The 26,393-nt window shown below is 70.2% G+C and carries 12 protein-coding genes and 1 tRNA gene; 6 read left to right on the forward strand and 7 right to left on the reverse strand.

Annotation, left to right across the window (positions count from 1 at the left end; genetic code table 11):
* Nucleotides 1–34: 34 nt before the first annotated feature.
* Both ACZ5BU_RS31870 and aceE read right to left on the reverse strand, forming a co-directional pair.
* Nucleotides 35–1,507 (reverse strand): peptide MFS transporter, encoded by a 1,473-nt coding sequence (locus ACZ5BU_RS31870; protein ID WP_465704143.1) that lies wholly within the window; start codon nucleotides 1,505–1,507, stop codon nucleotides 35–37.
* A gap of 101 nt (nucleotides 1,508–1,608) precedes the next feature.
* Complete coding sequence (aceE, locus tag ACZ5BU_RS31875; protein ID WP_465704144.1) at nucleotides 1,609–4,377, reverse strand: pyruvate dehydrogenase (acetyl-transferring), homodimeric type; 2,769 nt, start codon at nucleotides 4,375–4,377, stop codon at nucleotides 1,609–1,611.
* Nucleotides 4,378–4,655: 278 nt separating this feature from the next.
* Between aceE and ACZ5BU_RS31880 the strand changes: the two genes are divergently transcribed.
* The 3 genes from ACZ5BU_RS31880 to ACZ5BU_RS31890 are packed head-to-tail and all read left to right on the forward strand — an operon-like array spanning nucleotide 4,656 to nucleotide 6,524.
* Nucleotides 4,656–5,117, forward strand: coding sequence for a DUF3052 domain-containing protein (locus ACZ5BU_RS31880; protein ID WP_465704145.1), 462 nt, complete (start codon nucleotides 4,656–4,658; stop codon nucleotides 5,115–5,117).
* Nucleotides 5,114–5,587 (forward strand): peroxiredoxin, encoded by a 474-nt coding sequence (locus ACZ5BU_RS31885; protein WP_465704146.1) that lies wholly within the window; start codon nucleotides 5,114–5,116, stop codon nucleotides 5,585–5,587. Before ACZ5BU_RS31880 ends, ACZ5BU_RS31885 begins: the two co-directional genes overlap by 4 nt.
* A 7-nt stretch (nucleotides 5,588–5,594) precedes the next feature.
* Nucleotides 5,595–6,524 (forward strand): zinc-binding dehydrogenase, encoded by a 930-nt coding sequence (locus tag ACZ5BU_RS31890; RefSeq protein WP_465704147.1) that lies wholly within the window; start codon nucleotides 5,595–5,597, stop codon nucleotides 6,522–6,524.
* A gap of 43 nt (nucleotides 6,525–6,567) precedes the next feature.
* Here ACZ5BU_RS31890 and ACZ5BU_RS31895 read toward each other — a convergent pair.
* From ACZ5BU_RS31895 to ACZ5BU_RS31905, 3 genes are all read right to left on the reverse strand, one after another.
* Nucleotides 6,568–6,641 (reverse strand) — tRNA-Val (locus ACZ5BU_RS31895).
* A 986-nt stretch (nucleotides 6,642–7,627) separates the two neighbouring features.
* Complete coding sequence (locus ACZ5BU_RS31900) at nucleotides 7,628–7,792, reverse strand: hypothetical protein (RefSeq protein WP_465704148.1); 165 nt, start codon at nucleotides 7,790–7,792, stop codon at nucleotides 7,628–7,630.
* Between the two features lie 583 nt (nucleotides 7,793–8,375).
* Entirely contained in the window at nucleotides 8,376–9,503 is a 1,128-nt protein-coding gene (locus ACZ5BU_RS31905; RefSeq protein ID WP_465704149.1) for a serine hydrolase domain-containing protein, read from the reverse strand.
* 406 nt (nucleotides 9,504–9,909) lie between these two features.
* Here ACZ5BU_RS31905 and ACZ5BU_RS31910 point away from each other — a divergent pair, with 406 nt between their 5' ends.
* Nucleotides 9,910–20,115, forward strand: coding sequence for an amino acid adenylation domain-containing protein (locus tag ACZ5BU_RS31910; protein ID WP_465704150.1), 10,206 nt, complete (start codon nucleotides 9,910–9,912; stop codon nucleotides 20,113–20,115).
* Nucleotides 20,116–20,540: 425 nt separating this feature from the next.
* On the opposite strand, the gene ACZ5BU_RS31915 is transcribed toward ACZ5BU_RS31910, so the two are convergent.
* On the reverse strand, nucleotides 20,541–21,503 hold the full coding sequence (locus tag ACZ5BU_RS31915; RefSeq protein ID WP_465704151.1) for an ROK family protein: 963 nt from the start codon (nucleotides 21,501–21,503) through the stop codon (nucleotides 20,541–20,543).
* 224 nt (nucleotides 21,504–21,727) lie between these two features.
* On the opposite strand from ACZ5BU_RS31915, the gene nagZ reads away from it, so the two are divergent.
* Entirely contained in the window at nucleotides 21,728–23,206 is a 1,479-nt protein-coding gene (nagZ, locus tag ACZ5BU_RS31920; protein ID WP_465704152.1) for a beta-N-acetylhexosaminidase, read from the forward strand.
* Nucleotides 23,207–23,314: 108 nt separating this feature from the next.
* Here nagZ and ACZ5BU_RS31925 read toward each other — a convergent pair whose 3' ends face one another.
* Entirely contained in the window at nucleotides 23,315–24,523 is a 1,209-nt protein-coding gene (locus ACZ5BU_RS31925; protein ID WP_465704153.1) for an ROK family protein, read from the reverse strand.
* A gap of 108 nt (nucleotides 24,524–24,631) precedes the next feature.
* On the opposite strand from ACZ5BU_RS31925, the gene ACZ5BU_RS31930 reads away from it, so the two are divergent.
* Nucleotides 24,632–26,269: a glycoside hydrolase family 13 protein gene (locus ACZ5BU_RS31930; RefSeq protein WP_465704154.1), complete on the forward strand. Its 1,638-nt coding sequence runs from the start codon at nucleotides 24,632–24,634 to the stop codon at nucleotides 26,267–26,269.
* Nucleotides 26,270–26,393 lie beyond the last annotated feature (124 nt).

The following is a 26,393-nucleotide window of genomic DNA, read 5'->3' on the forward strand; positions in this document are numbered from 1 at the left end:
TCGGACGGAATACCCAATCCCGCAGCGGCCCGGACTACGACATTTCTCGCACGTCGGTGTGCCGGCGGATCCACGGCGCAAGCGCGAACACGACGAACGCCACCACGATCGTCACCACCGCCAGCCCACCGAAGTACGCCGTGTCCGACGCCCCCTGGGTCGCCTGGACGAGCTGTGCCGTGATCGCCTGGCCGGCCGCTGGAGCCAGGAACCACAGCGCCATCATCTGGCTGAGGAACGCCCGCGGCGCCAGCCGGGTCGTCGCCGCCAGGCCGACCGGGGACAGGAACAGCTCGCCGAGCGTCTGGATCACGTACACGCCGACCAGCCAGAACGGCGACGCGAGGTTGCTCCCGGCAACCGACGAGGCGAGCGACATGACCGCGAACGAGATCCCGGCCAGCAGCAGCCCGGTGGCGAACTTCTGCCCGATCGACGGCCCGCGGTCGGCGAGCCGGATCCAGATCACCGCGAACACCGGCGCCAGCACGATGATCGAGAACGGGTTCACCGACTGGAAGAACTCCGGCGAGATCTCCGCACCGAGCAGCTTCAGCTGGGTCCGGTCCGCGGCGAACGACGTGAGCGTGGTCGCGGCCTGCTCGAACAGCATGAAGAACAGCATCGCCGCGACGAACAGCGGGATGTACGCGCGCACCCGCTGCCGCTCCACCGGCGTCACCAGCGGGCTGCGCAGCAGCATCACGAAGTACGCGATCGGGGCCAGGAAGCACAGGTACGAGATCGCGTCGACGACCGGCTTCGGTCCGATGCCGCCGGAACGCCAGGCCGACCAGGCGAACACGACCGCGAGCAACGCCAGTACCGCGATCGACACCTTGATCATCGTCGGCCGGTCCTCGGCGGTCAGCGGGTTCGGCGGGGTGTCACCGCGCCCGTGCAGCGTCCGGCGGCCGAGCAGGTACGCGATCAGCGCCAGCGTCATCCCGACCGCGGCCGCCGCGAACGCGACGTGGAACCCGAACTCGCGGCGCAGGAACCCGACCACGAACGGCGCCGTGAACGAGCCGATGTTGATCCCCATGTAGAAGATCGAGAACGCCGAGTCCCGCCGCGGATCGCCCTGCTCGTACAGCGTCCCGACCATCGCCGACACGTTCGGCTTCAGCAGACCGGTGCCGAGGGCAACCAGTGCGATCCCGGCGTACGCCGGACCGGTCGACGGCAGCGCCAGGCAGAGATGTCCCGCGACGATCACGCTCCCGCCGTACAGCACCGTACGGCGGGCGCCGAAGACGCGATCCGCGAACCAGCCGCCGAGCACCGACAGCAGGTAGACCGAGGCACCGTAGATCGACACCACCGCCTGCCCGAGCGACTGACCGAGCCCGAGCCCGTGCGCCTTGTCGGTCAGGTACAGCAGCAGGATCGCGCGCATCCCGTAGTAGCTGAACCGCTCCCACAACTCGGTGGTGAACAGCGTCATCAAGCCCCGCGGATGTCCGAAGAACGTCTTCTCCGCTTCGGCTTGCTTCGTCTCGGCCATCTCGCACCGCTCCCCGGAAGATCGTTGCTGTCGGCCACGACCGTAGCAAACCGGGCCGCTCACCAAGTGGTGAGCGGCCCGGTTGCCGAGGCGGTACGGCGTCAGGCGCCGGCGCCCTCCTGCTTCACGCCGGCGACCGCGGTCGGGTCGTCGATGCGGTACTTGCGAGCGGCCTCGGCGGCCACCTCCGGCTTCACGTCACCGCGCTTGGCGAGGATCTCCAGGCTGGCAACCACGACCGACTCGGCGTCCACCTGGAAGTGGCGCCGGGCCGCGGCCCGGGTGTCGGCCAGACCCCAGCCGTCGGTACCGAGCGAGGTGTAGTCGTTCGGCACCCAGCGGGAGATCTGGTCCTGCACCGCGCGCATGAAGTCGCTGACCGCGACGACCGGGCCCTTGGTGTCCTTGAGCTGCTCGGTCACGAACGGCACCTGCTCAGGCTCGTCCGGGTGCAGCAGGTTGTGCTGCTCGGCGGCGATCGCGTCGCGGCGCAGTTCGTTCCACGAGGTCACGGACCAGATGTCCGCCGCCACGGAGTACTCGTCGGCGAGGATCTGCTGAGCCTTCTGCACCCACGGCAGCCCGACACCGGACGCGAGCAGCTGCACCCGCGGAGCGTCTTCGGCATCGGCGACCTGACCCACGTTGAAGCGGTACATGCCCTTCAGCAAGCCCGCGACGTCGAGGTTCTCCGGCTCGGCCGGCTGGTGCACCGGCTCGTTGTAGACGGTCAGGTAGTAGAACACGTCCTCGCCGTACGGCTTGTCCGCCTCGAGCCCGTAGCCGTACATCCGGCGCAGGCCGTCCTTGACGATGTACGGGATCTCGTACGCGAACGCGGGGTCGTAGTGCACCGCGGCCGGGTTGGTCGAGGCCAGCAGCGGCGAGTGCCCGTCCGCGTGCTGCAGACCCTCACCGGTCAGCGTCGTCCGGCCGGCGGTGGCGCCGACCAGGAAGCCCCGGCCGAGCTGGTCGCCGAGCGCCCACATCCAGTCGCCGGTGCGCTGGAACCCGAACATCGAGTAGAAGATGTAGAACGGGATCATCGGCTCACCGTGCGTGGCGTACGCCGTACTCGCCGCGAGCACCGAGCCCATCGCGCCGGCCTCGCTGATGCCCTCGTGCAGCAGCTGACCGGCCGTGGACTCCTTCCACGACAGCAGCAGGTTGCGGTCGACGGCCTCGTAGTTCTGACCGTGCGGCGAGTAGATCTTCGCGGTCGGGAACATCGAGTCCATACCGAAGGTGCGGTACTCGTCCGGGGCGATCGGGACGATCCGGTGGCCGATCTCCGGGTCCTTCATCAGGTCCCGGAACAGCCGGACCAGCGCCATCGTGGTCGCGACCGGCGCGTGCGATCCCTTGGACAGCGGCTTGTACACGTCGTCGCCCGGCAGCGTCAGCGTCTTCGGCTGCACCCGGCGCTCCGGCAGCGAACCGCCGAGCTGCTTGCGGCGGTCCATCATGTACTGGTACTCCGGCGAGTCGGTGCCGGGGTGGAAGTACGGCGGGTTGTACGCGTCCTCGAGGTCCTTGTCCTCGATCGGCAGGTAGAGCCGGTCGCGGAACGCCTTCAGGTCGTCCGAGGTCAGCTTCTTCATCTGGTGGGTCGCGTTCCGGCCCTCCAGCGCCTCGATCGTCCAGCCCTTGATGGTCTGGGCGAGGATCACGGTCGGCTGCCCGACGTGCTCGGTCGCGCTCTTGAACGCGGCGTACACCTTGCGGTAGTCGTGACCGCCACGGGGCAGCTTGCGCAGGTCCTCGTCGGACAGCCCGCTGACCATCTGCCGCAGCCGCTGGTCGCCGCCGAAGAAGTTCTCCCGGATGTACTCACCGGACTCGACCGAGTACGTCTGGAACTGACCGTCCGGCGTGGTGTTCATCTTGTTCACCAGCGCGCCGTCGTGGTCCTGGGCCAGCAGGTTGTCCCACTCGCGGCCCCAGATCACCTTGATCACGTTCCACCCGGCACCGCGGAAGAACGCCTCCAGCTCCTGGATCACCTTGCCGTTGCCACGGACCGGGCCGTCCAGCTGCTGCAGGTTGCAGTTGATCACGAAGGTGAGGTTGTCCAGCTCCTCGCGCGCGGCCAGGCCGATCGCGCCGAGCGACTCCGGCTCACCCATCTCGCCGTCACCGAGGAACGCCCAGACGTGCTGCTGGCTGGTGTCCTTGATGCCGCGGTTGTGCAGGTACCGGTTGAAGCGCGCCTGGTAGATCGAGTTCAGCGCGGCGAGTCCCATCGAGACGGTCGGGAACTCCCAGAACTCCGGCATCAGCCGCGGGTGCGGGTACGACGACAGACCCTTGTGCGGGCCGCGCGAGACCTCCTGGCGGAAGCCGTCCAGGTCGTCGGCCGACAGCCGGCCCTCGAGGAAGGCACGCGCGTACATACCGGGGGAGGCGTGGCCCTGGATGAAGATCTGGTCGCCGCCGCCCGGGTGATCCTTGCCCCGGAAGAAGTGGTTGAAGCCGACCTCGTACAGGCTCGCGGCCGACTGGTAGGTGGCGATGTGGCCGCCGACCTCCAGGCCCTTGCGGTTCGCCTTGCTCACCATCACCGCGGCGTTCCACCGGATGAAGGCGCGGATCCGCCGCTCGATGTGCTCGTCGCCGGGGAACCACGGCTCGCGCTCGGGCGGAATCGAGTTGATGTAGTCGGTGCTCCGCAGTGCGGGCACGCCGACCTGTCGCTCCCGGGCTCGCTCGATCAGTTTGAGCATCAGGTAGCGCGCTCGCGCCTTGCCCCGTTCGTCCAGGACGGCGTCGAGCGATTCGACCCATTCACGCGTCTCGTCGGGGTCGATGTCGGGGAGCTGGGTGGGCATCCCCTCGGTGATGATGGCTGGTGGTTCGTGTCCGGAAGCCACGGTGTCCTGCCGTTCTCTCTGGTTGCTCTTCACCGCAATCCTGTCACCTGTTCGGAATGCGTTCTACTTGGCCTTCCTTTCCGGCTCGATTCCGGCAGGTCAGGCGTGATCTCAGCGGACACGCCTGGTACCCGCCACGCGGATACCGGACACGTCACGGAACCCTGGTGCATACTTGCGCGACGCGGTACGTCACGATGGACTACCGCTAGCTGTATCGCTAGTAGTAGAGCTATGACACCTACCCCCGGGCAAGCGGGGACCACGGAGGAGGACACGTGAGCGCGACCGCGGATCACGCGGACGGCAAGGGTAGCGGCGGCCCGAGCAGTGCATCCAACACAGGCGCCTCCCGGCTCGGCCTGGAGGCCGGCTGGGTGGTGCAGGAGATCGGGTACGACGACGACTGCGACGACGACCTGCGTGACGCCATCCGGGAGGTCACCGGTGAGGACTTCGTCGGTGACGACACCGATGAGGTAGTGGACGCGGTCCTGCTCTGGTTCCGTGAGGACGACGGCGACCTGGTCGACTCGTTCTTCGACATCCTGACCGACCTCAAGGCCGGTGGAGTGGTCTGGCTGATGACTCCGAAGGTCGGCCGCGACGGCTACGTCGAGACCAGCGACATCGCCGAGGCCGCACCGGTGGCAGGCCTGGCCACGACGAGCACGCTGAGCGTGACCGACGACTGGTCCGCGACCAAGCTGGTGGTCCCGAAGTCCGGTCGCCGCGGGTGACTTTCCCAGCTGCCGGCCCGGCTGCCGGCAGCCGGGCCCCCGACTTCCAGACCCAGAACCAGTACGGCGAACCCGTCCGGCTGAGCGACTACGCCGGCCGGCGGGACGTCGTACTGGTGTTCTATCCGTACGCCTTCAGCCAGGTCTGCACGAGCGAGCTGACCGCACTCCGGGACCGCCCTTCGTTGCTGGCGGCGGCGGAATTCCTGGCGATCTCGTGCGACCCTCTCTTCACGCTCCGCGCCTACGCCGACGCACAACAGCTCCCGTTCGGCCTGCTGACCGATTTCTGGCCCCACGGCGCGATCGCCTCGTCGTACGGCGTGTTCGACGCCGACCGCGGCTGCGCCCTCCGCGGCACCTTCGTGGTGGACCGCTCCGGGATCGTGCGCTGGTCCGTCGTCAACCCGATCCCCGAGGCGCGCAACCTCGACGAGTACGCTGCCGCGCTGGCAAGTCTTCGTTCTTAGGCGGGATATGCGCGGATACATCACCGACCCGGCCGGGCAGGCCGGGCTGCGGCTGGCCGACGACCTGCCGGAGCCCGTTCCGGCGCCGAACGAGGCGGTCGTGGAGGTCCGCGCGTACGCCGCGAACCACGACGAGCTGAACCTGATCGCCCGGCGGCCGGACGGCTGGCGTCCCGGGCAGGACGTGGCGGGTGTTGTCGTACAGGCCGCTCCGGACGGCAGTGGGCCGGTCGTCGGTACGCGGGTCGCGTGCTACCTCGAGTGGGAGGGCTGGGCGGAGCGCGTCGCCGTACCGACGCACTGCGTCGCGGTGCTCGACGACCGGGTTTCGTTCGAGCAGGCGGCGACCTTGCCGATCGCGGGCCTCACCGCGCTGCGGGCCCTGCGCGTCGGCGGTGCCGTGCTCGGGCGCAAGGTCCTTGTCACCGGCGCGACGGGTGGCGTCGGGCAGTTCGCCGTACAGCTCGCGGTAGCTGCCGGAGCCGAGGTCACCGCCCAGGTCAGCAGCATCGCCCGTGAGGCGGAAGCCCGCGCGCTGGGCGCCGCCGAGGTCGTCACCTCCCTGGAGGACGAGCGCCTCGGCCCGTTCCACCTCGTCATGGACGGCATCGGCGGTCCGCTCACAGCACAGGCAGTACGCCGAATTGCCCCAGGCGGCCACCTCGCGTGGTACGGCAACATCGGCGGCCCGTCCGAACTCCGCCTCGGCGACTTCTACGCCCAGGCCTGGAACGCCCACATCGTCGGCTTCATCAGCCCCGTCCCCGAGGAAACCAAAGGCGAGGACCTCACAATCCTCACCAACCTGGTAGCCACCGGCCGCCTGAAGCCCCACATCGGCCTGCTCCTCGATTGGGAGAAGACCCCCGACAGCCTCGGTGCCTTGTCCCGCCGTGAGATCCGGGGGAAGGCTGTGCTGACGATCCCCGCTCGATAGGTCGTCCTGCGACTCCATCCCCGACAGGTGGTGCAGGCTTAGGTGGGCTGTGAGGGACTCGAACCCCCGACCCCCTCGGTGTAAACGAGGTGCTCTAACCAACTGAGCTAACAGCCCCGATCCGCAGAACTCCCGCCGGAGCCCGCGAGGCTAGACCGTATCATCTTGACCGGGCTCAATGCGTAACGGCCGTGCTCCGCCGACGGCAGCATCGACGGAATTGTCGGTGCGCTGCGGAGCGATGAATGCATGGGTCGCTTTGCGCGCGATGCGGCGCCTTCGAGGTGTCGTCCGGTAGGTGGTCACGCGTGACTTCTGCCCTCCGCGCGATTGCACCGCCGTACGTGGCAGCACCTCCGCCGGGCGTCTGCATCCGCGACCGAATCCGGGATCTCACCTCGGCCGACGAGGACGTACTGCGCGCAGTGGGCGAGCATCTGGGGCAGCTGGCGTCCAGGGACCTGGCTCGTCGTGTTCGCGACGGACTCGATCATGACAGCGCCAGCTGGGCAGCCCGCAAGCGCGATCTGACTGGTGCGTCATCGTCACGATGGGCAGGGTCGATCACGAAGACCACCAACGACCAGTGGAACCTGGCCCGGCGCGTCCAGCAGGATCACACGCAGTCGCTCGCCGCGGGTATTCGAGTAGTCCGGGACAGGCTCGCGCGTGCCGGTCGGGGAGCCAGGCCGTCGAGGCAGGCCTGGTGGATACCGCTCATCGAAGGAGTGGCACGCGAAGTCTCGCCGTCTGACTGTCCTGGAAGCACGTTTCGCAGCGGTCGAGGAGGACCGCGCGAACGGGCACGTCTCAGTGGTACGCGGCAGCAAGGCCTTGCTCAGGCAGCGGAACAATCTCGCCGCTGCCGGAACCACCGAAGCGAAATGGCGGCAGGGCTGGGAAGCGCGGCGCTGGTTCCTGTCTGCGGACGGGGAGTCCGGCAATACGAGCTGCGCGGGCGCATCGCCTTCGCCCACCGTGGGAGCGAGTGGCGCGACCGCGTGGCAGCCAATCGGGCCGTCGCATACCGCATCCACTACGACCCGAGCAGGAGGCGATGGTACCTGGATGCCACCTGGCGGCTGGAGGACGTCGCCGTCGCCTCACCTGTCGTACTGCGAGCAGGCGGGGTGATCGGCATCGACCTGAACGCGGACCACCTCGCTGCCTGGTGGCTTGATGTCCACGGCAATCCGGTTGGCAGGCCTCGTACCTTCACCTACGACCTGTCCGGCACCACGGATCATCGCGATGCGCAGGTCCGCCATGCACTCACCAGGTTGCTGCGCTGGGCTGCTCAGACCGGAGTCAGGGCGATCGCAGTCGAGGATCTGGACTTCACCGGCTCGAAAACGCGTGAGCATCATGGCGGCCGCAGGCGGTTTCGACACTTGGTGTCCGGCATACCTACCAGCCGCCTTCGGTCGCGGCTGCTCGCGATGGCTGCCGCAGCCGGATTCGCGGTGATCGCGGTCGACCCCGCGTACACGAGTCGATGGGGCGCGGAGCACTGGCGAACGCCGACCAGCAGTCCCACTCAGAAGACCACCCGACACGAGGCAGCAGCCATCGCGATCGGGAGGCGCGCCCTCGGGCACCGGATCAGGCGACAGGCAGCACCGCCCCAGCAGCACCAGATGGATGCTGCCGGGCATCGGACCGCCCAGGCCGGACCCGGGACTCCGAGGCGCGAGGGAGTCCGCCGACCTGGATCCGGACCACGGACGCGATCCGTGCCACCGGCCAGGACGTCGTACGCGGGCGACCAGGCGACTCAACACCGTTCGGAGTCGCTCGGCGAGCGGGACTCGTCGGCAGTGCAGGAACGGTTCGATTCCCTCTTCGCTCAGGTCAGTCGGCGAAGACCGTCGTGACCAGGCGTTCCAGGGCCGGGGGGAAGATCTCCAGGATGTTGGCGTCGGCGTCGGCCATGGTGATGGCGGCGGTCAGGGTTTTGGTGCCGTCGGGGGTGCTGTACATGAGGGCGCCGTAGCCGCCGGGGGCGCTGCCGTTGTGGTGGTAGACGGTCTGCGCGCCGAGGTCCTGCTTGAACAGGCCGAGGCCGTAGTTGAGCGGTCCGCTCTTCGGTTCGGGCGTACGCATCTGCGCGAGCAGGTCCGCGGGGATCAGCTTGCCGCTCTGCAGGGCGGACATGAACACCTGAAGATCGGCCGTGGTCGAGAGCATGCTGCCGGCTCCGAACAGCAGTGACGGGTTCTGCTCGGTGACGTCGACGACCTTCCACTCCTCACCGTCCTGGTAGCGGAAGTACCCGTGCGAGTGCGGGCCCGGGATGTCGGTCCGGTCGCCCGGCTCGATCGTGCCGGTCAGGCCGAGCGGCTTCACTATCCGCCTGTCCAGTTCCTCGGCGAACGTACGACCGGTGACGGCCTCGATCAGCAGCGCGGCGACCGAGTAGTTCGTGTTCGAGTAGCTCCACTCGGCACCCGGTTCGAAGCGAGCCGGCTTGGACAGCGCGAATTCGACCAGCTCGTCCGGCGTGTACCCGCGCAGCCGGTTGTCCGCCCACTCCTTCCCGGTCGCGGGCAGACCCGCGACGACCGTGCCGTCGGGGTAGTACTCCCCGGTGTAGTTGAACAGCCCGCTGGTGTGGTCGAGCAGCATCCGCACCGTGATCCGCGGATCCAGTTCGAACCGCGGGAGCCGCTCGGCCACCGGACCGTCGAGCTCGAGCTTGCCCTCGGCCACCAGTTGCAGGACGACCGTCGACACGAACGTCTTCGTCACGCTGCCGATCCGGAACTGGCCGCCCACCGGCGGCGCTTCGGTACTGCCCAGCTCGCGGATCCCGGCGGTGACGGTCTGCTCGCCGTGTTCGTCGTGTACCCGCAGTTCGAGCCCGCCGAAGCCGGCGTCGACGAACTCCTGGGCGGCCTGCTGCAGATCCTGTACGGACATTCGTAACTCCTCGTCGATGTGGTGCGGTACGTCGACGACGATCCAGGTCAGGCCTGACACGGGACAGCCACCGAACCGCCACCGTGCTGACGCGGAGTACCGGTGCACGGCTTTCGTACGGGGCGTACCGGAACGCTGCGTCACTCGTTGGAACCCGTGTCGGCCGGTCCAGGGATCTGGCGGGATTCTTAACCATCGGCTGCTGAGAACGGACTCCTCCAGGGCGGGTCACGGCTGGTAGGGTTCACGGCTGTCGGTCGGCGCGATGAAGCACCGGGTGTACCCGGTCGCGGCATAGGTTCCGGCTGCTGGAGTACGGGGCTGCAGTCGGTGAGAAGTGAGGCGGGTCTGCCCGGACCCGCTCCGTCCAGTTGGGGAGGCACGTGTCCGTGGGTCGCCAACAGACCGGCGTCTTCCCGCGTCCCGGCGTACCCGCTGGTGAGGCCCTGCTGGTGGTGGCATCGGCGTGAGAAGTGGTGCGGACCGGCCGGCGATCTCCACCGGGCCGGCGTTGATGATTCCCGCCGGATACCCGCGCGACCTGCCGAGTGCGCTGCTGCGGGCCGCGCGTGACTTCGCCGGCGCCGGTGTCGTCGAGATCGGGCCCGACGGCCGCGAGACCAAGCTGGACTTCCCGACCCTGCTGGAGCTGGCCGCGCGGATCCTGGCCGGCCTGCGCGCGAACGGCGTACGGGCCGGTGACCCGGCGGTCGTGCACTGCACCGAACCGGTCGGGTTCTTCGCCGCGTTCTGGGCCTGCACGCTCGGCGGTATCCGGCCGCTGCTGGTCGCCCCGAACCCCGGTGGCGACCGGACCGAGGAGGGCCGCGAGCGGCTCCGCCGGATCACCGACCTGCTCGGCTGGACGGTACTGATCGGCCGTCCGTCCGACCTGCCGAACGACCTCGGCCTCCCGGTCCTCGACCCGGACGCGCTGGCCGGTCACGAGCCGACGTCCGACTTCCACCGCCCGGCCGCGGATGACGTCGCCGTACTGATGCTGTCGTCCGGTTCGACCGGTGCGCCGAAGATGGTCCAGCTCACGCACCGCGGGCTGGTCGAGTTCGCCGCCGGTACGCCGGCGATGCTGCCGGTCCGCCCGGGGCAGACCACGCTGAACTGGCTGCCGCTGGATCGCAGTGGGGCGTTCCTGCTGTACCACCTGCTGCCCGTGTTCACCGGGTGCACGAACGTCCACGTCAACACCGACTGGGTGCTTGCCAACCCGCTGCGCTGGTTCGACCTGATGGAACAGCACCGGGTCAACCACTCCTGGTCGCCGAACTTCGGGTACCGGCTCGCGACGGCGGCGGTCGCGGGGGAGCCTGACCGGCACTGGGATCTGTCGGCGCTGCGCAGCCTGGTCAATTGCGGCGAGCAGATCACGGTGCCGGTGATGTCGGAGTTCCTGCGCGTGACGAACCGGTTCGGCGTCGTACCGGAGACGTTCGTCGCGGCCTGGGGGATGACCGAGACGGTCACCGGGATCACGTTCGCGCGCCCGGGTCTCACGCCGAACGTGCATCGAGTACGGATCCCGCCGACCGGCGTCGTCGAGTGGGTCGACCAGCGCCCGTCCTCCGGCAAGGTCGCCGTCGCCCGTCCCGGCGCGCCGCGGGTCGAGGCACCCGGGGTTCTCTCGCTGGTGTCGGTGGGGGCGCCGGCACCCGGTACGACGGTCCGCATCGTCGCGCCCAACGGCGCCGTACTGCCCGAAGGGCGGATCGGTCAGCTGCAGGTCGCGTCGGCGCGGGTGACACCGGGGTACCTCGGGAACCTCGAGGCCGATCGGATCGCGTTCCCGGTCGGCAACTGGCCCGCCCGCAAGTGGCTCGCGACCGGCGACCAGGGCTTCATCACCGGCGGCCAGCTCGTCATCACCGGCCGGGACAGCGAACGCATCATCATGTCCGGCAAGCTCCATTACGCCCATGACATCGAGTCCGTCGCCGCCACGGTCGTCGGCGCCGAACCGGGCCTGGTGGCCGCCTGCGGCATCGCCGACGAGGAGTCCGGCACTGACCGCCTGGTCGTCTTCTACGCCCTGACGCCCGACTCGGTCCCCGGCATGGACCAGGCCATCCGCAGCCTGATCCAGACCCGCCTGGGCCTGTCCGCGCAGGTGGTGGGCGTCCCGCGCCGCGACTTCCCGACCACCCCCGGCGGCAAGATCCTCCGCCCCCTCCTCAAGCAACGCTGGATCGACGGCACCCTCGACCCGGCCTCCCACCCGCACGTAGAACCCGCCGGCGCCACCCAGTCCAGCGGCCCCTCCGGCCAGGGCCCGTCAACCACGCCGGAGACCACCCCGTACGCCGACGAGGACCCGTCCGAACGCACCACAGAACTCCCGGTAGTCCACCTGGCGTGGAAACGCGAACTCCAACAATCCATCCCCACACCCCCCGAACGCCCCACGCTAGGCGCTCCATCCCCCGAGCCCTCAGGTGCGGCCGAGCCGGAGACCCCAGGGTCCATCACCTACGTCCCCGCGGCGGATGTCCCCGAGGCGGACCGCCTGCCCAAGGACGCATCCAGCACAGCTCCCGAGAGCGCCCCGTCGACCGCGGAGGCCCACCCCGCCGTACCCACGTCTCCGTACGGCCCCGCCATCGCGCCCCTCCCGCACCCCGCTGACCCAACCTCCGACGCTGCGACGGACGTCCCTGCGCCGTCTCCCGCCGACGACGAGCCCGCAACCGCGGTACTCACCCGCATCACCGCCCCGACCGAATCCGCGCACGCAGCCCCCGAGCTCACCTCCCCCGACGCGGAGCGCGACACCCAGGCAACGCATACCGACGGCGCGACCGCAACCGACGACGCGACCGCAACCGACGACGCGACCTCAACCGACGACGCGACCCCGGCCGACGACGCGACCCCGGCCGACGACGTGATCACGGCCGCCGACGTGATCCCGGCCGCCGCCGAGGTACCCAACCCCACTGACGCAGCCGCCGACCCGCAGTCCGACGAGCACCGTACGGACGCCGCCGCCTCCGAGGACGCCGACTCCGTACGAGCGGTTACGCCCGACGCGGACTCTGCGGAGGCGACCGACTCGAACGTTGGCGATGGACAAACCGCGGACGCAGAACTGACCGACGACGCACCGGACAGCTCCGAGCAGGCAGCCTTCGCCCACACCAACGAAGACGAGCCCAACACCGAACGAACCGCAGAACCCGCCACCGACGACTCCGCCGACGCGCGCGACGGCGAGACAGCCACCGCCGAGCACGCTCAGTCCGACGCCGAGCACGAACCCACCGCCGCCCAGCGCGACGAAACCGCCGGCCTCCCCATCCCGGCACCTGTCCAAGCCGACCCGACGCTCAGCGAAGCCGAAACACCTCGCGACAACAAGCCCGCCGACACCAAGTACGACGCCGCCACCAACGACGAGGCTGTCGCTGGCGAGGATGCCTCGACTGCGGCCGAAGGCGTACTGGTTGAGGATGCGGAACAGCCTGCCACCGAGCGCGAGCCGGGTGCTGACGACAACCCGGCCGCTGCCCAGGACGTGACTGGCGTCGACCCGGACACTGCCGCCGCGCACGAGGTAGTTGTCGGCGCAGATGCGCCGGCTGCTGGCGAAGACGTACTGGTTGAGGATGCGGAAGAGCCCGCCGTCGAGCAGGAGATGGTTGCTGACGACAACCCGGCCGCTGCCCAGGACGCGACCGGCGTCGACCCGGAGGTTGCCGCCGACGAGCGCGAGGCGGTTGTTGGTGAGGATGCCTCGGGTGCTGCTGATCGCGAGGTAGTTGCTGGCGAGGACGGCTCTGCCGCTGCGACCGAGCCCGCGGCTGCCGACGGGGATGCCGCCGCGGGTGGTCCGGACGAGGCCGCGGAGGGTGAGGCGCTGGCCGCGGGCGATGCGGTGAGCGCGCGAGACGAGGCAGAGTCCGACGAGGTCGATGCGGCTCTTGCTGTAGGCCCGGTGGCTGCGCCGGATGCGGCGGAGCTTGATGAGACCGGTGTGGCTCGAGCCCGGAACCTGGTGGAGCTGGGCGAGGAACGTAGGACCTCAGCGCCGGAGGCGGCGGAGCCTGACGAGGTCGATGCGGCTCGTGCCCAGGGCGTGGAGCCCGACCAGGGCGGCACGGCCTCTGCGCAGGAGGAGGCACCCGGCGGGGATGGCGCGGTTTCTGCGGATGAGGAGCCGGGGGCGGATGTTGCTCGCGAGGACGTAGCGGTCGAGAAGGTCGGCGCGGCGTCGGACGAGGGTGGTGCGCAGGAAGGCGCGGCCGCTTCGGCTGATGCGGGTGAAAGCGCCGAACGCGAGGTCGCCGCAGAAGCGGTTGTGGCGCGCGCTGAGGATGACTCCGCGGCTGATGGTGACGCAGACAGCGCGCCAGTTGAGCAATTGCAGGCGAACTCGGTCCAGGGCGACTCCGGTGGATCTGACGTACCTACATCTGATTCAGCGCTCGAGGACGCGGACTCCACCGACGACGACCCTGGCGTGGACGTTGCGGCGGGGGCGCCGGTAGCGGGGGGCGTGCCCGAGGACGCGGAGGGTGCGAACGCCGGCGTCGAGGTCCAAGGTGCTGTGGACGCTGCCGATGAAGCAGAGGCCGCTGACGACGCAATCGCAGTCGGTGCCGCGGATGCCGATGGGGCCGGCGATTCGGATGCCGTCGAGGATGCGGATGCCGGCGAAGATGTCGCCCCTGCCGAGGAGGCGGACGTTGCGGCGGAGGCGCAGGTAGCTGCAGCCACGGAGCACGCGGACGCGGGCGCTGCTGAGGACGGCGCGCAGTTCGACAGTGTGGTTGATGATGCTGACGGCGTTGATGTTGCTGAGGGCAACGATGGTGTCGCGGGTGCGGGTGTACAGAGTGCGGATGTTGCCGCGGGCGCCGGTGGGCGCGTTGGTACGGGCGCTGCGGTGGGCCAGGCTGCTGCGCGTGGGGTGGGGGAGGCGGCTCGGGCTGAGGTTGTGGAGCCGGTGGCTGTGGTGGGGGTGGCTGGGCGGTTTCCGGGGGCGGAGACGCTTGAGGGGTTCTGGGAGAACCTTGTGGCGGGTGTGGAGAGTGTTCGGCGGGGCCGGCCGGAGGGCGACGGGGTTGTTGCGGTTTCCGGTGTGTTGGAGCACGTGGAGGAGTTCGACGCCAAGTTCTTCGGGTTGAGTGATCGTGAAGCCGAGTTGATGGAGCCGGCGCAGCGGTTGTTCCTCGAGGTTTGTCATCAGGCCCTGGAGCACGGCGGGTACGCGGGTACGTCGGACCGTGTCGGTGTCTTCGCCGGTTCCGGCATGAACCTGTACAACCGCCAGCACCAGTCCCGTGACTCGATCGCCACCCGGGTCGCGTACCGGCTCGGCCTGACCGGCCCGGCGATCGGCGTCCAGTCGGCGTCCTCGTCGTCGCTCGTCGCGGTGCACCTGGCCTGCCAGGCGCTGCGGTCCGGTGACGCGGATCTCGCGCTGGCCGGTGCCGCCGCCGTACAGGTGCCGCAGGCAACGACCTACCACCCGGCACCGGACTCGATCCTGTCGCCGAGCGGGCACGTCCGCGCGTTCGCCGACGACGCCGACGGCACGGTCGGCGGGAACGGTGTCGCGGCCGTACTGCTGAAGCGTCTCGACCAGGCCCTCACCGACGGCGACACGGTGTACGCCGTGATTCGCGGTACGGCGGTCAGCAACGAGGACGCCCCGACCGGAACGGAGCTCATCGAGCGTGCCCTCGAGCGCGCCGGGTTCGACGCGGACTCGCTGAGCTACATCGAGGCGAACGGGATCGGCAGCGCGGCCGCGGACGCCGCCGAGGTGAAGGCGCTGACCACCGCGCTGCGCCGGCACACCGACAAGGTCGGGTTCTGCACGCTCGGGTCGGTGAAGCCGAACATCGGCCACCTGGACAGCGCCGCGGGGATGGCCGGCCTGATCAAGACGATCCTGATGCTGCAGCACCGCACGCTGGTCCCGACCATCAACTTCACCAGGCCCAACCCGGCGCTGGCGCTCGCCGACAGCCCGTTCGTGATCGGCACCGACGTCCGCGAGTGGACCGTACCGTTGCAGTCCGGCGGTACGACGCTGCGCGCCGGTGTCAGCGCCCTGGACCCGAGTGGCACCAACGCGCACGTGATCCTCGAGGAGGCGCCGCGCCAGATCCGCCGCGGCGACGACGGCGCCGTCGTACTGCCGCTGTCCGCCCCGGACCCGGACGCGCTGGCCGATCTGGTCGAGCTGTACCGCTCCGACCTCGGCCACGGCACCGGCCACCGCCTGATCGACCTCGCCGGTACGGCGGCACTCGGCCGGCCCGCGCACCGGTACCGGATCGCGGTCGCGGGTACCTCCGAGGCGGAGCTCGTCAGCGCGCTCGGGTCCGCGCAGCCGACCGAGGTACCGCGGGGCGGGCCGGGTCCGCTCGGGTACGCGTTCACCGGACAGGGCGCCGCGCGCCGCGGGATGGCCGCCGGGCTGGCGGCACGGTTCCCGGTGTTCCGGTCGGTGCTCGACGAGTGCGACCGCGTGTACCACGAGGAGACCGGCGGCAGCCTGAACGAGTTGCTCCTCACCCCGGCCAGTGGCGCGGAAGGTGTGTGGCCGACCGAGACGGCGCAGCCCGCGCTGTTCGCGTTCGAGGTCGCGCTGGCGCGGTTGTGGCAGTCGTTCGGCGTACAGCCCGCGCTGGTCGTGGGCCACAGCGTCGGTGAGTACGCCGCTCTGTGTGTCGCGGGCGCGCTGTCGGTGGCGGACGGCGTACGCCTGACCGCCAAGCGTGGCGAGCTGATGCAGCGGGGGACCGTGCCCGGAGCGATGGTCGCCGTACGGGCCGACGCCGACCGGGTCCGGGAGATCGCGCGGACCGCCGGCGTGGAGGTTGCTGCAGGCAACGGTCCGCAGTCGTTCGTGCTGACCGGGTCCGAGGTGATCGTCGGGCAGCTGGCGGCGCGACTGGATCAGTTGCAGGTTGCCTGGCAGCGGCTGGACGTGGACCGGGCGTTCCACAGTTCGTTGGTGGATCCAATACTGTCGGACTTCGCGGAGATCGTTCGCGAGATCACGCTGAAGCCGCTGCGGACGCCGATGGTGTCGAGCTGGTCGGGTGATCTGCTCGAGTCCGGGACGGTACTGGACAGCGACTACCTGGTCGGTCAGTTGCGGCAGCCGGTGCTGTTCGGGGATGCGGTCGAGGCGGTCACCGCGGCCGGGTGCCGGCGGTTCCTGGAGCTGGGGCCGGACGCCGTACTCAGCCCGGCCGGCCGCCGGATCGCGCCGAACAGCACGTGGATCCCGGCGCAGCGGCTCGGGCAGGACCCGGTGCTCGCGACGATGAACGGGCTGGCGGAGCTGTACGAGCAGGGTACCGAGATCGCGTGGGCGAAGGTGTACGCCGACGGCGGCCGGGTGCCGTTGCCGACGTACCCGTTCCGCCGGGTGCACCATCCGGTCGATCCGTCGGTGACGGTGCTGGCCGGTCCGGGGACCGCGGTCGTTGCCGGGGACAACGCTGCGCCGCGGCTGAACGCGTTCGAACGGGCCGCGCGGGCGCAGTCGGTGGTGTTCGAGCCGCCGTCGAGTGCCGCGGTGAAGCGCATCCCGCTGGACCCGCCGGTGACACCGGAGCCGGTCGAGCCGGTCGAGGACGAGCCGGAGCGCGACGAGCCGGACGCGTTCGCGTTGCCGGCGGAGACGCATGCGATCGATGCCGACTACCTGGCTCAGGCCGGGTCGCTGTCCGGCAACGAGATGTCGGCGGAGCGGTACCGCGAGTCGCTGAACGTCGTCCTCGATCTGACGTGTGAGGTGCACAGCCTCGATCCCTACGACCTGACCGTCGACCACACGTTCGCGGAGCTGGGCGCGACGCCGGCGTCGATGGCGCCGGTGATCGACGAACTCAACAGCCGCTTCGAGGCCGGGCTGGTGCCGGACGATCTGTTCCTGACGTACACGACGCCGCACAAGCTGGCGACCGCGGTCGCCGTACAAACGGCCGAGCCGGAAGAACCGGTCGCGGAGGAACCCGAGTCGGCCGTATCCCAGACCGACGAGACCGAGGTCGACGAGGAGGAGGCCGGGAGTGCAGCGCCGGATCCGCGGGCGGCGCTCGCGGTGCTCGGCTCGGGCCTCGCGGAGTTGGCAGCCAAGGTCGACGAGGCCGCGGCGGCGACCAGCGAGGCAGACCTGCCCGGAAGCGGCATGGCCGCGCTCATGTCCCAACAGCTCCGCGTGGCCGGCCAGTTGGTCGACGGCGTCACCAAGCTGATGCGCGAACAGCTGGCCCTCCTCACCGAGCCAACAGATACCGGTGCGGAAGACCTTCCGCGAGCCGACCAGGCAGCGGCGAACGCCGGTGCCGAGGACGAAGCGCCGGACGTGAATGCCCTGCAGGTTCGGGTGCTGGACTCCGTGTCGTGGGACGACGCTCCGGCGGTCGGTCCGAAGACCGCTGATATGCGGCGGGATCTCGCGTACTGGGAGCAGGTACTGGCAGGAGCCGAGCCTCTGGTCCTCCCTGTGGACCGGGTGCGCGGAGCCGGGGACGACGCGGTCGCGTCGGTCAAGCGGGAGCTGGAGGAAGAGCTCGGCGACGCCGTCTTCGCGTACAGCCGGGATCGCAAGGTCAGTCCGGTAATGACGATGCTCGCCGCCACCGCGACCGTGCTCGGCCGGTTCGCCGCGCAGGACGACGTAACGATCGGCTCGGCGTTGACCCGTCCGAAGGGCGACACCTCGACCGAACCCCGTCCGGCGCTCCCGCTGCGCATCGACCTGTCCGGCGAGCCGGAGCTCGGCGAGCTGACCGAGCGGATCCGCGACCTCACCACGGCCGCGTTCGAGCACGCCGGCGCCGACCTCGGCTTCTTCGAACGGGACCCGCTGTTCCAGATCCTCGTCGACTTCGAGGACGCCGACGACGAGCTCCCGCCGTCGATCGACCTCAGGTTCCGCATCACCCACCACGGCGCCGGCATCACCTGTACGGCGGACTACCGCACCGGCCTCTTCGAGCGGCGCACCGTCGAGCGCCTCCTCGACTACCTCGCCGAAGTGTTGCGTAGGGCAACGACCAACCCGCGGTCGCGGCTGCCCGAGCTGGTCCTCCCGCTCGAGTCCGACCGCGAACTCCTCCGCGAACTCGAGTCCGACACTGATTCAGCAGGCCCGGTCGGCCCCATCGGACGGGTACGCCGCGACGCCGTGGTCGCGGGTGAACTCAGCGGGCTGCACACCCTGTTCGAGCAGCAGGTCGCCCGTACCCCGGACGCGATCGCTGTGGTACAAGGCGATCGCGAGCTGACCTACGCCGAACTCGACCGCCGCTCGAACGCCGTCGCCTGGCAGCTCACCGACCTCGGCGTGAAGCCCGGCGAGATCGTCGCCGTCCGCGTTGCCCGCGGCACCGAAATGGTCGTCGCCGTGCTCGCGGTGCTGAAGGCCGGCGCCGCGTACCTTCCGCTCGACCCCGGCGTACCGGAGTCCCGGTGGGCGTTCATGGTCCACGACGCGGCCGCCGTCACGCTGGTCGGTGACGACGCGGCGCTGGCGGATCGGCTCGGCCTGCGCCTCGTACCGGTGGTGGCCGGCGACGGCGACGCGCGCTCGCGGCAGGCTCCGCCGGTACGGGCCGCGGCGGACGACGTTGCGTACTGCATCTACACCTCCGGCTCGTCCGGCAACCCGAAGGGCGTCGTGGTCCCGCACCGCGGCCCGGTCAACCTGGTCCGGCACTACCTGCGCACGCGGCGGTCGCTGCGGACCCTGCAGTGGACCTCGTTCGGGTTCGACGTCCACGTACAGGAGATGTTCACGACGCTGGCGTCGGGCGCCGCGCTGGTGCTGATCGGTGAGGACGACCGGTACGACCCGGACGCAGTCGTCGCGGCGCTCCGCGATCACGGCGTCCAGCGGCTGTTCATGGCGTTCAGCCCGTTGACGGCGTTGCTGGCGACGATGCGCCGGCTGCCCGAGCTGCCCGCGCTGCGGGAGATCGTCGCGGGTGGTGAGGCGATGGTGCTGACGCACAAGGTGCGGGAGTTCCTGGACGCGCACCCGCAGTGCCGGCTGTTCAACGAGTACGGGCCGACCGAGGCGTCGATCGTGACCACGATCCACGAGGTCGACCCGGCCGAGGACCGGCCGTCGATCGGCCGTCCGATCGAAGGGGTCGCCGTACGGCTGCTGGACGCGGCGCTGCGCCCGGTACCGGTCGGCGCGGTCGGCGAGATCCACCTCGGTGGCGCCGCCGTTGCCCAGGGCTACCTCGGCCGGCCGGAGGAGACCGAGCGCGCGTTCGTCGGCGATCCGGGACATCCGGGCGCGCGGCTGTACCGCAGCCGCGATCTCGGCCGCTGGCGCGTCGACGGCACCTTGGAGTACCTGGGCCGCGCCGACGACCAGGTGAAGATCCGCGGCCACCGGGTCGAGCCCGGCGAGACAGAGCACGTACTGGCCGACCAGCCCGGCGTGGTCGACGCGGTCGTGGTCGCCCAGCAGGACCCGGCCGGCGAGACCTGCCTGATCGGGTACGTCGTCCTCGAGGACAGCGACCCGGCCGTCCTGGCCCGGCTGATGCTTGACCTCGGCAAGCAGCTCCCGATCTACCTGGTCCCGGCGGACCTGATCCCGATCGAGGAACTCCCGCTGGACGACAACGGCCGCCTGGACCGCGCCCGGCTCCCCGAGCCCGAGTGGCTCCGGCCGTAGGACCGCGTCAGTTCTGCACCGTGGACGGGGGTTCAGGCCGCTGGCTGCCTCCTCCGGCCGCCAGCGTCAGCCGTTCACGGTGCAGAACCCGCGCTCGATTCCGTCCCTCCACGGGATCGATCGCGTGCGAAACGGTCGGACGTTGCCGAAGGCATGCTGGTTCCCGACCGGTGCTGCACACGGTTGCGGCGGGGGAGTCTCCTCACCCGCCGCTCGCGTGTTCCGGTAGATCCAAGGCCCCCCTCGATCTCCCGTTGTGCCGTCCGGCCCGAGCCCCCTCGGCCGGTCGTGGATGACGGTGCCCCCACCCCATCCATCCCTTGAATCGCTACGGGTAGGGCAGTCGTTACACGGATCCGGGAGATTCGTTAAAATTGCGCAAAGGTGCGCGGGAGAACCTTTACCGCGAAAGCACAACGTGCAGATCAGGAAATAGTGGACCAGGCCTGATGCGCGGCACCGAGCAGCCCGGCGTTGTCGAGCTGAGCGGGTTCGACGGTCAGCTCCGTCACGAACGGCAGCTGCGCCAGCCGCTTGACCCACGCCTGGACCGGGTCGAACAGCACCGGCCCGGCCTTCGCGACACCGCCGCCGATCACGACCGTGGTCAGGTCGACGGTGACCGCCGTCGCCACGATCCCCGCGGCCAGCGCCTGCGCGCCGTGGTCGAACGCGGCCAGCGCGAGCTCGTCCCCGGCCGCGGCGTCAGCGGCCAGTACCTCGGCGTCCACGTCCTCGTCCGCCCGCCAGCCGCTGCGCTGCGCCCGGGCAACCATCCGCGGACCGCTCGCGTACGCCTCGACGCACCCGTACGAACCGCAGGCGCACGCCTCGCCGTCCTGGTCGACGACGACGTGACCGATGTGGGCCGCGTTCCCGGACTGCCCGATCAAGGGCTTGCGGTCGACGACCAGACCGCCGCCGACGCCGGTCGACACGACGATCCCGAGCAGGGTGTGGGCGCCCCGGCCGGCACCGCTCCAGAACTCGCCGAGCGCGAAACAGTGCCCGTCCAGGGCGAGCGCGACCGGTACGTCGCCGGTGAGCTCCCGGACCCGGTCGACGAGCGGGAAGTTGCGCCAGCCCGGGATGTTCACCGGCGACACCAGACCGTGCTTCTGGTCGAGCGGACCGGCCGAGCCGATCCCGACGGCGAGCGGCGTGAGCTCGGGAGCCTGGCCGCGGACGCGGGCGATCAGCTCAGCGAGCGCGGCGAACACCTGGCCGGCGCCGCCGGACGGGGTCCGGATCCGGTCGCCGGTGAGAATCGTGCCGTCCGCGGACACCAGAGCGGCGGCCATCTTGGTGCCGCCGATGTCGATTCCCAGCACGGACTCCCGCGCCGCGGCTGTGCCGTCCCCCGTGTCGTCTACGGTGTCGTCGCTCATCGTCCCCCCGTCAGGGCGGTCAAGGTCGAGAGACAACGTTATCTGTAGTCGGGCCGAACAGACAGGGGTATTGATGGTAATCGCGGAAAACCCGCAGGAAGATGGCCGCTAACGGTCGTGTCAGCGCCTGACAACGATGCCCCTGGGAGGGCGTCCAGGCCGATAATCGTCAGCGCTGCGTGATTGGCTGGCGCGGGCCGCCCGGGCTGCGAGAGGGTTGGGGGATGAGTGCTCAACTGGATCGTGACGCGGCCGGATCGCTGGTCGTCGGCTTCACCGGGACGACGGCTCCTGACGACCTGCGCCGCGCGGTGGCCGGCGGCCTCGGGGCCGTCATCCTGTTCACCCGGAACGTCGCGGACGCCGAACAGGTCGCCGCCCTGACCGCCGCGCTCCGGGCCGAGCGCCCGGATCTGATCGTGGCGATCGACCACGAGGGCGGCGAGTTCAGCCACCTCGCCCCGGCGAACCCGTGGCCGCTGGCGTCGCCGCGACTGCTGGGTGACCTGGACGACGTCGAGCTGACCCGTGCCGCCGCCCGGGACGCGGCCGCGACCCTGGCCTCGCTCGGTATCGACCTGATGCTCGCGCCGTCGGTCGACGTGAACAGCAACCCGGCGAACCCGATCATCTCCACCCGCTCGTTCGGCCGTACGGCGGACGTCGTCTCCCGGCACGGTGTCGCGTTCGTCGAGGGTGTCCACGACGCCGGGATCGCCGCCTGCCCGAAGCACTTCCCGGGCCACGGTGACGTCTCCGTCGACTCGCACACCGACCTGCCGCGGGTTGACCGCTCGATCGAGGAGGTACAGGCGGTCGAGCTGGCGCCGTTCCGCGCGACCATCGCCGCGGGCGCCGACGTCGTGATGAGCGCGCACATCATCTTCTCCGCGTACGACGACCGGCCCGCAACGCTGTCGCACCGGATCCTCACCGGGCTGCTGCGCGAGGAGCTCGGCTTCACCGGCGTCATCACCACCGACGCGCTGGAGATGCAAGCGATCACCAAGAACCGCTCGATCGAGGACGCTGCGGTCGCGTCGATCGGCGCCGGTGCGGACCTGGCGATGATCGCGGTCGGTACGGCGGACGCGCAGGCGCTGACCGACCGCGTGGTCGACGCCGTCCGGAGCGGCACGCTCCCGGCCGAACGGGTCGCCGACGCCGCGGCCCGGGTCCGTACGCTCGCCGCCTCGCTCGGGCAGCGCACGCGGCAGCCGGGTCTCGACGGTGCTCCGATCCGCGAGGTGGCCGCGCGGGTGGTGGCCGGGCAGACGTTCCCGGCGCTAGGCGGGGCGCCGTACGTCGTCGATCTCACGCAGGGGCTGCACCCGGCGTGGAACCCTTATTTCTCAGGGCTTCCGGAGATCTTCACGCGGGTCGCGCCGCAGGCGGACGGGGTCGTACTGCGCGGTGAGCACCACCTGACCGACAACGGCGAGCCGCGGAACGACGCGATCGCCCAGGCGGCGAAGGCGGCGCAGGGCCGGCCGCTGGTGATCGCCGTCCAGGACGCCGGCCGGACACCGTGGATGCGCGCGGCGCTGAACCACCTGATCGAAGGTCACCCCGACAACGTCTTCGTACTCTGCACCGGCATCCCCGAGGACCAGGCCCTCGTCCCCGCCGGTGTCCCGTCCGCAACCACCTCCGGCCGCAACCTGGTCGTCCTGGAAGCCGTCGCCAAGCAGCTGACCCGCTGAGAGCTGCAGGTCGACAGGACGTATACAGCCACTACGCTCCCGGCCACGCGCAGCTGGGCGGGCGGGCAGGCGTAGTGGACGTATACGTCCTGTCGAGCTGCAGGAAGGTCAGGTGGGGCGGCAGCTGAGTTCGAGGTCGAGGGCGTGTAGCTCGACGTAGTTCAGGGCGTGCCGGACGGCGCCGACCGAGACGATCGCGTCGCCCAGGGAGGAGACGGCGACCCGGAGGGGCGTACTGGTGTAGCGGGGGAGTTGCTCCTCGATGTCGGGGAGCAGGGCGCCGGCCGCCTGCGCGACCGCGCCGCCGATGACGACGAGCTCCGGGTTGAACAGCGTGCCGAGGGTGGCGATCACCCGGGCGGTCCGGTCGGCGATGCCGTGAAGGATGCCCTGGGCAACCTTATCGCCGGCCGCGGCCGCCCGGAACACCTGTTCCGCAGTCACCTCACCGTCGCCGGCCAGCTCCCGCAGTGACGTCTCCACGCCCTCGTCGGCGACCGCCGCGGTCCCGTCCTCGCGCGCGATCCGGGCAATACCGTGGGTGTCTCCAACGCCCTCGACGAGCTTCAGGAAGACCATCTCACCGGCCCCGCCGCGACTGCCGTGCAACAGCCGGCCGGAGTCCATCAGCCCGGATCCGAACCGCTCGCCGGCCAGCAGGACGACGAGATCGTCGACGTTGCGCGCCTCGCCGCGCCAGTGCTCGCCGAGCGTCGCGAGGTTCGCGTCGTTCTCGAGCAGCACCGGCCAGCCGTGCAGCTCGGTCAGCCGCGCGGACAACCCGGTGTCGAAGCGCCGCCAGAACTCGTCGTCGACCAGCAGGTTGCCGCCGCGGTCGACCGGAGCCGCGACCCCGGCGCCGGCCGCGAGGACCTGGGCGTCCGACACCCCCGCGGACGCCAGCGCCTCGACCACCGTCTCGTGGACGAGCTCGGTCCGCTCGCCGGGCGTCCTCGCTCCGGCCACCGACCGGCCGGCCTTCGCGACCGTCTCGCCGCGCAGGTCCGAGACCAGTACGGTCGTCCGGGCCGCGCCGATGTCGATGCCGAGCACGTACCCCGCGTGGCTGTTGAACTCGAACCGCCGCGACGGCCGCCCGACCGACGTCCGTCCCGGGTCGAGCTCGACCACCCAGCCCATCGAGATCAGGTCGTTGCAGACCGCGTGCACGGTGGCGCGGGTGAGACCGGTGGCCTCGATCAGGCCGGTTCCTGTCATCACCCGGGCGCGGGTCAGCACGCCGAGCACCTTGCTCGCGTTCACCCGGCGCAACATCGTCGGCGTGGCCGTCGGCGGGGTAGTCGGTGGTTTCGCCATGAAAGCCTCTTGACCTCGTCGTTCTTCCACCGCAGAATACATGCAGATTCTAAATTTAGAGCCTATATATAAACCCCGGGTTACCGGCAGATTCCGAGTGAGGCGATCGTGACGAGTCCGCAGACGACCGACCCCGACTGGTGGCGGCAGGCCGTCGTCTACCAGATCTATCCGCGCAGCTTCGCCGACTCCAACGGCGACGGCGTCGGTGACCTGCCGGGCATCATCAGTCGAGTCCCGTACCTGGTGGCGCTGGGGATCGACGCGGTCTGGCTCAGCCCGTTCTACCCGTCCGCGCTGGCCGACGGCGGGTACGACGTCGACGACTACCGCAACGTCGACCCGCGGCTCGGCACCCTGGCGGACTTCGACCAGCTGGTCGAGGCGCTGCACGCCGAGGGCATCAAGCTGATCGTCGACATCGTCCCGAACCACACCTCCGACCGGCACGAGTGGTTCGTCGAGGCGCTGGAGGCGGCCAAGGGACACCCGGCCCGGGACCGGTACATCTTCCGCGACGGCAAGGACGGCGCCCCCGACCAGCCGCCGTCGGACTGGGACTCGGTGTTCGGCGGCTCCGCCTGGGCGCAGACCGACGACGGCCAGTGGTACCTGCACATGTTCGCCGCCGAGCAGCCCGACCTGAATTGGCAGCACCCCGAGGTCCGCGCGGACTTCCTGGAGACGCTGAAGTTCTGGTCGGACCGCGGGGTGGACGGCTTCCGCGTCGACGTCGCGCACGCGCTGGTGAAGGACCTGTCGGAGCCGTTCCCGTCGAAGGCCACGCTGCCGCGGCAGTCCGAGTCGTACGGCAAGCACCCGCTCTGGGACCAGGACGGCGTGCACGAGATCTACCAGGACTGGCGCAAGCTGCTGAACAGCTACGACCCGCCGCGGTCCGCGGTCGCGGAGGCGTTCGTACCGGCCGCCCGCCGGCACCGGTACGCGAGTGCCGACGGGCTCGGCCAGGCGTTCAACTTCGACCTGCTGCAGGCCGACTTCGAGTACGAGAAGTTCCGCAAGGTGATCGAGGAGAACCTGGCGTTCGCCGAGCAGAACGGGTCGTCGTCCACCTGGGTGTTCTCGAACCACGACGTCGTCCGGCACGCCACCCGGTACGGCCTGCCGAAGAACCCGAAGGGCGGCTGGCAGGACGGTAAGGACTGGCTGCTCAGCAACGGCACCGAGCCGACCGTCGACGTCGCGCTCGGCCTGCGCCGGGCGCGCGCCGCGACGCTGCTGATGCTCGCGTTGCCGGGATCGGCGTACCTGTACCAAGGTGAGGAGCTCGGGCTGCAGGAGGTCGGCGAGCTGCCGGCCGCGAACCTGCAGGACCCGGCGTACTTCCGGTCGAAGGGTGCCGAGAAGGGCCGCGACGGTTGCCGCGTCCCGATCCCGTGGACGGTCGGCGGGCTGTCGTTCGGCTTCGGTACCGGCGGGTCGCACCTGCTGCAGCCGAAGTGGTTCGGGGCGTACTCGGTCGAGGCGCAGCAGGACGACGCCGAGTCGACGCTCAGCCTGTACCGCAAGGCCCTTGCGGTACGGCGTGGGCTCCGCACCGGCAGCGCGCTGACCTGGATCAACGGCACCGAGGACGTACTGCACTTCGTCCGCTCCGGCGGCTGGCAGTCCGTGACGAACTTCGGCGCGGCCCCTGTCGAGCTGCCCGACGCCGCAGTGGTCCTGTCCAGCGGGCCGCTCGAGGGCGACAAGCTACCGAGCGACACCACGGCCTGGCTGATCTGAGCCAGGCCCACCGAACGCGCCCCGGTCGGCCGTCCCGAGACGGTCCTCCCCCTGTGTGACCGGGGCGTACCCGCCGGTGCGGGTGTTGTGGTGGATGCGGCGGGGCGGCCGCACCAGCACGCGT

This window comes from Kribbella sp. NPDC031520 (assembly GCF_055580825.1).

What these genes read in the sequence shown, in the direction of transcription:
- ACZ5BU_RS31870 (WP_465704143.1), bottom strand. Translation starts at nt 1,507, where the DNA reads ATGGCCGAGACGAAGCAAGCCGAAGCGGAGAAGACGTTCTTCGGACAT.
- ACZ5BU_RS31890 (WP_465704147.1), top strand. Translation starts at nt 5,595, where the DNA reads ATGCGCGGATACATCACCGACCCGGCCGGGCAGGCCGGGCTGCGGCTG.
- ACZ5BU_RS31900 (WP_465704148.1), bottom strand. Translation starts at nt 7,792, where the DNA reads ATGGCGGACCTGCGCATCGCGATGATCCGTGGTGCCGGACAGGTCGTA.
- ACZ5BU_RS31915 (WP_465704151.1), bottom strand. Translation starts at nt 21,503, where the DNA reads ATGAGCGACGACACCGTAGACGACACGGGGGACGGCACAGCCGCGGCG.
- nagZ (WP_465704152.1), top strand. Translation starts at nt 21,728, where the DNA reads ATGAGTGCTCAACTGGATCGTGACGCGGCCGGATCGCTGGTCGTCGGC.
- ACZ5BU_RS31925 (WP_465704153.1), bottom strand. Translation starts at nt 24,523, where the DNA reads ATGGCGAAACCACCGACTACCCCGCCGACGGCCACGCCGACGATGTTG.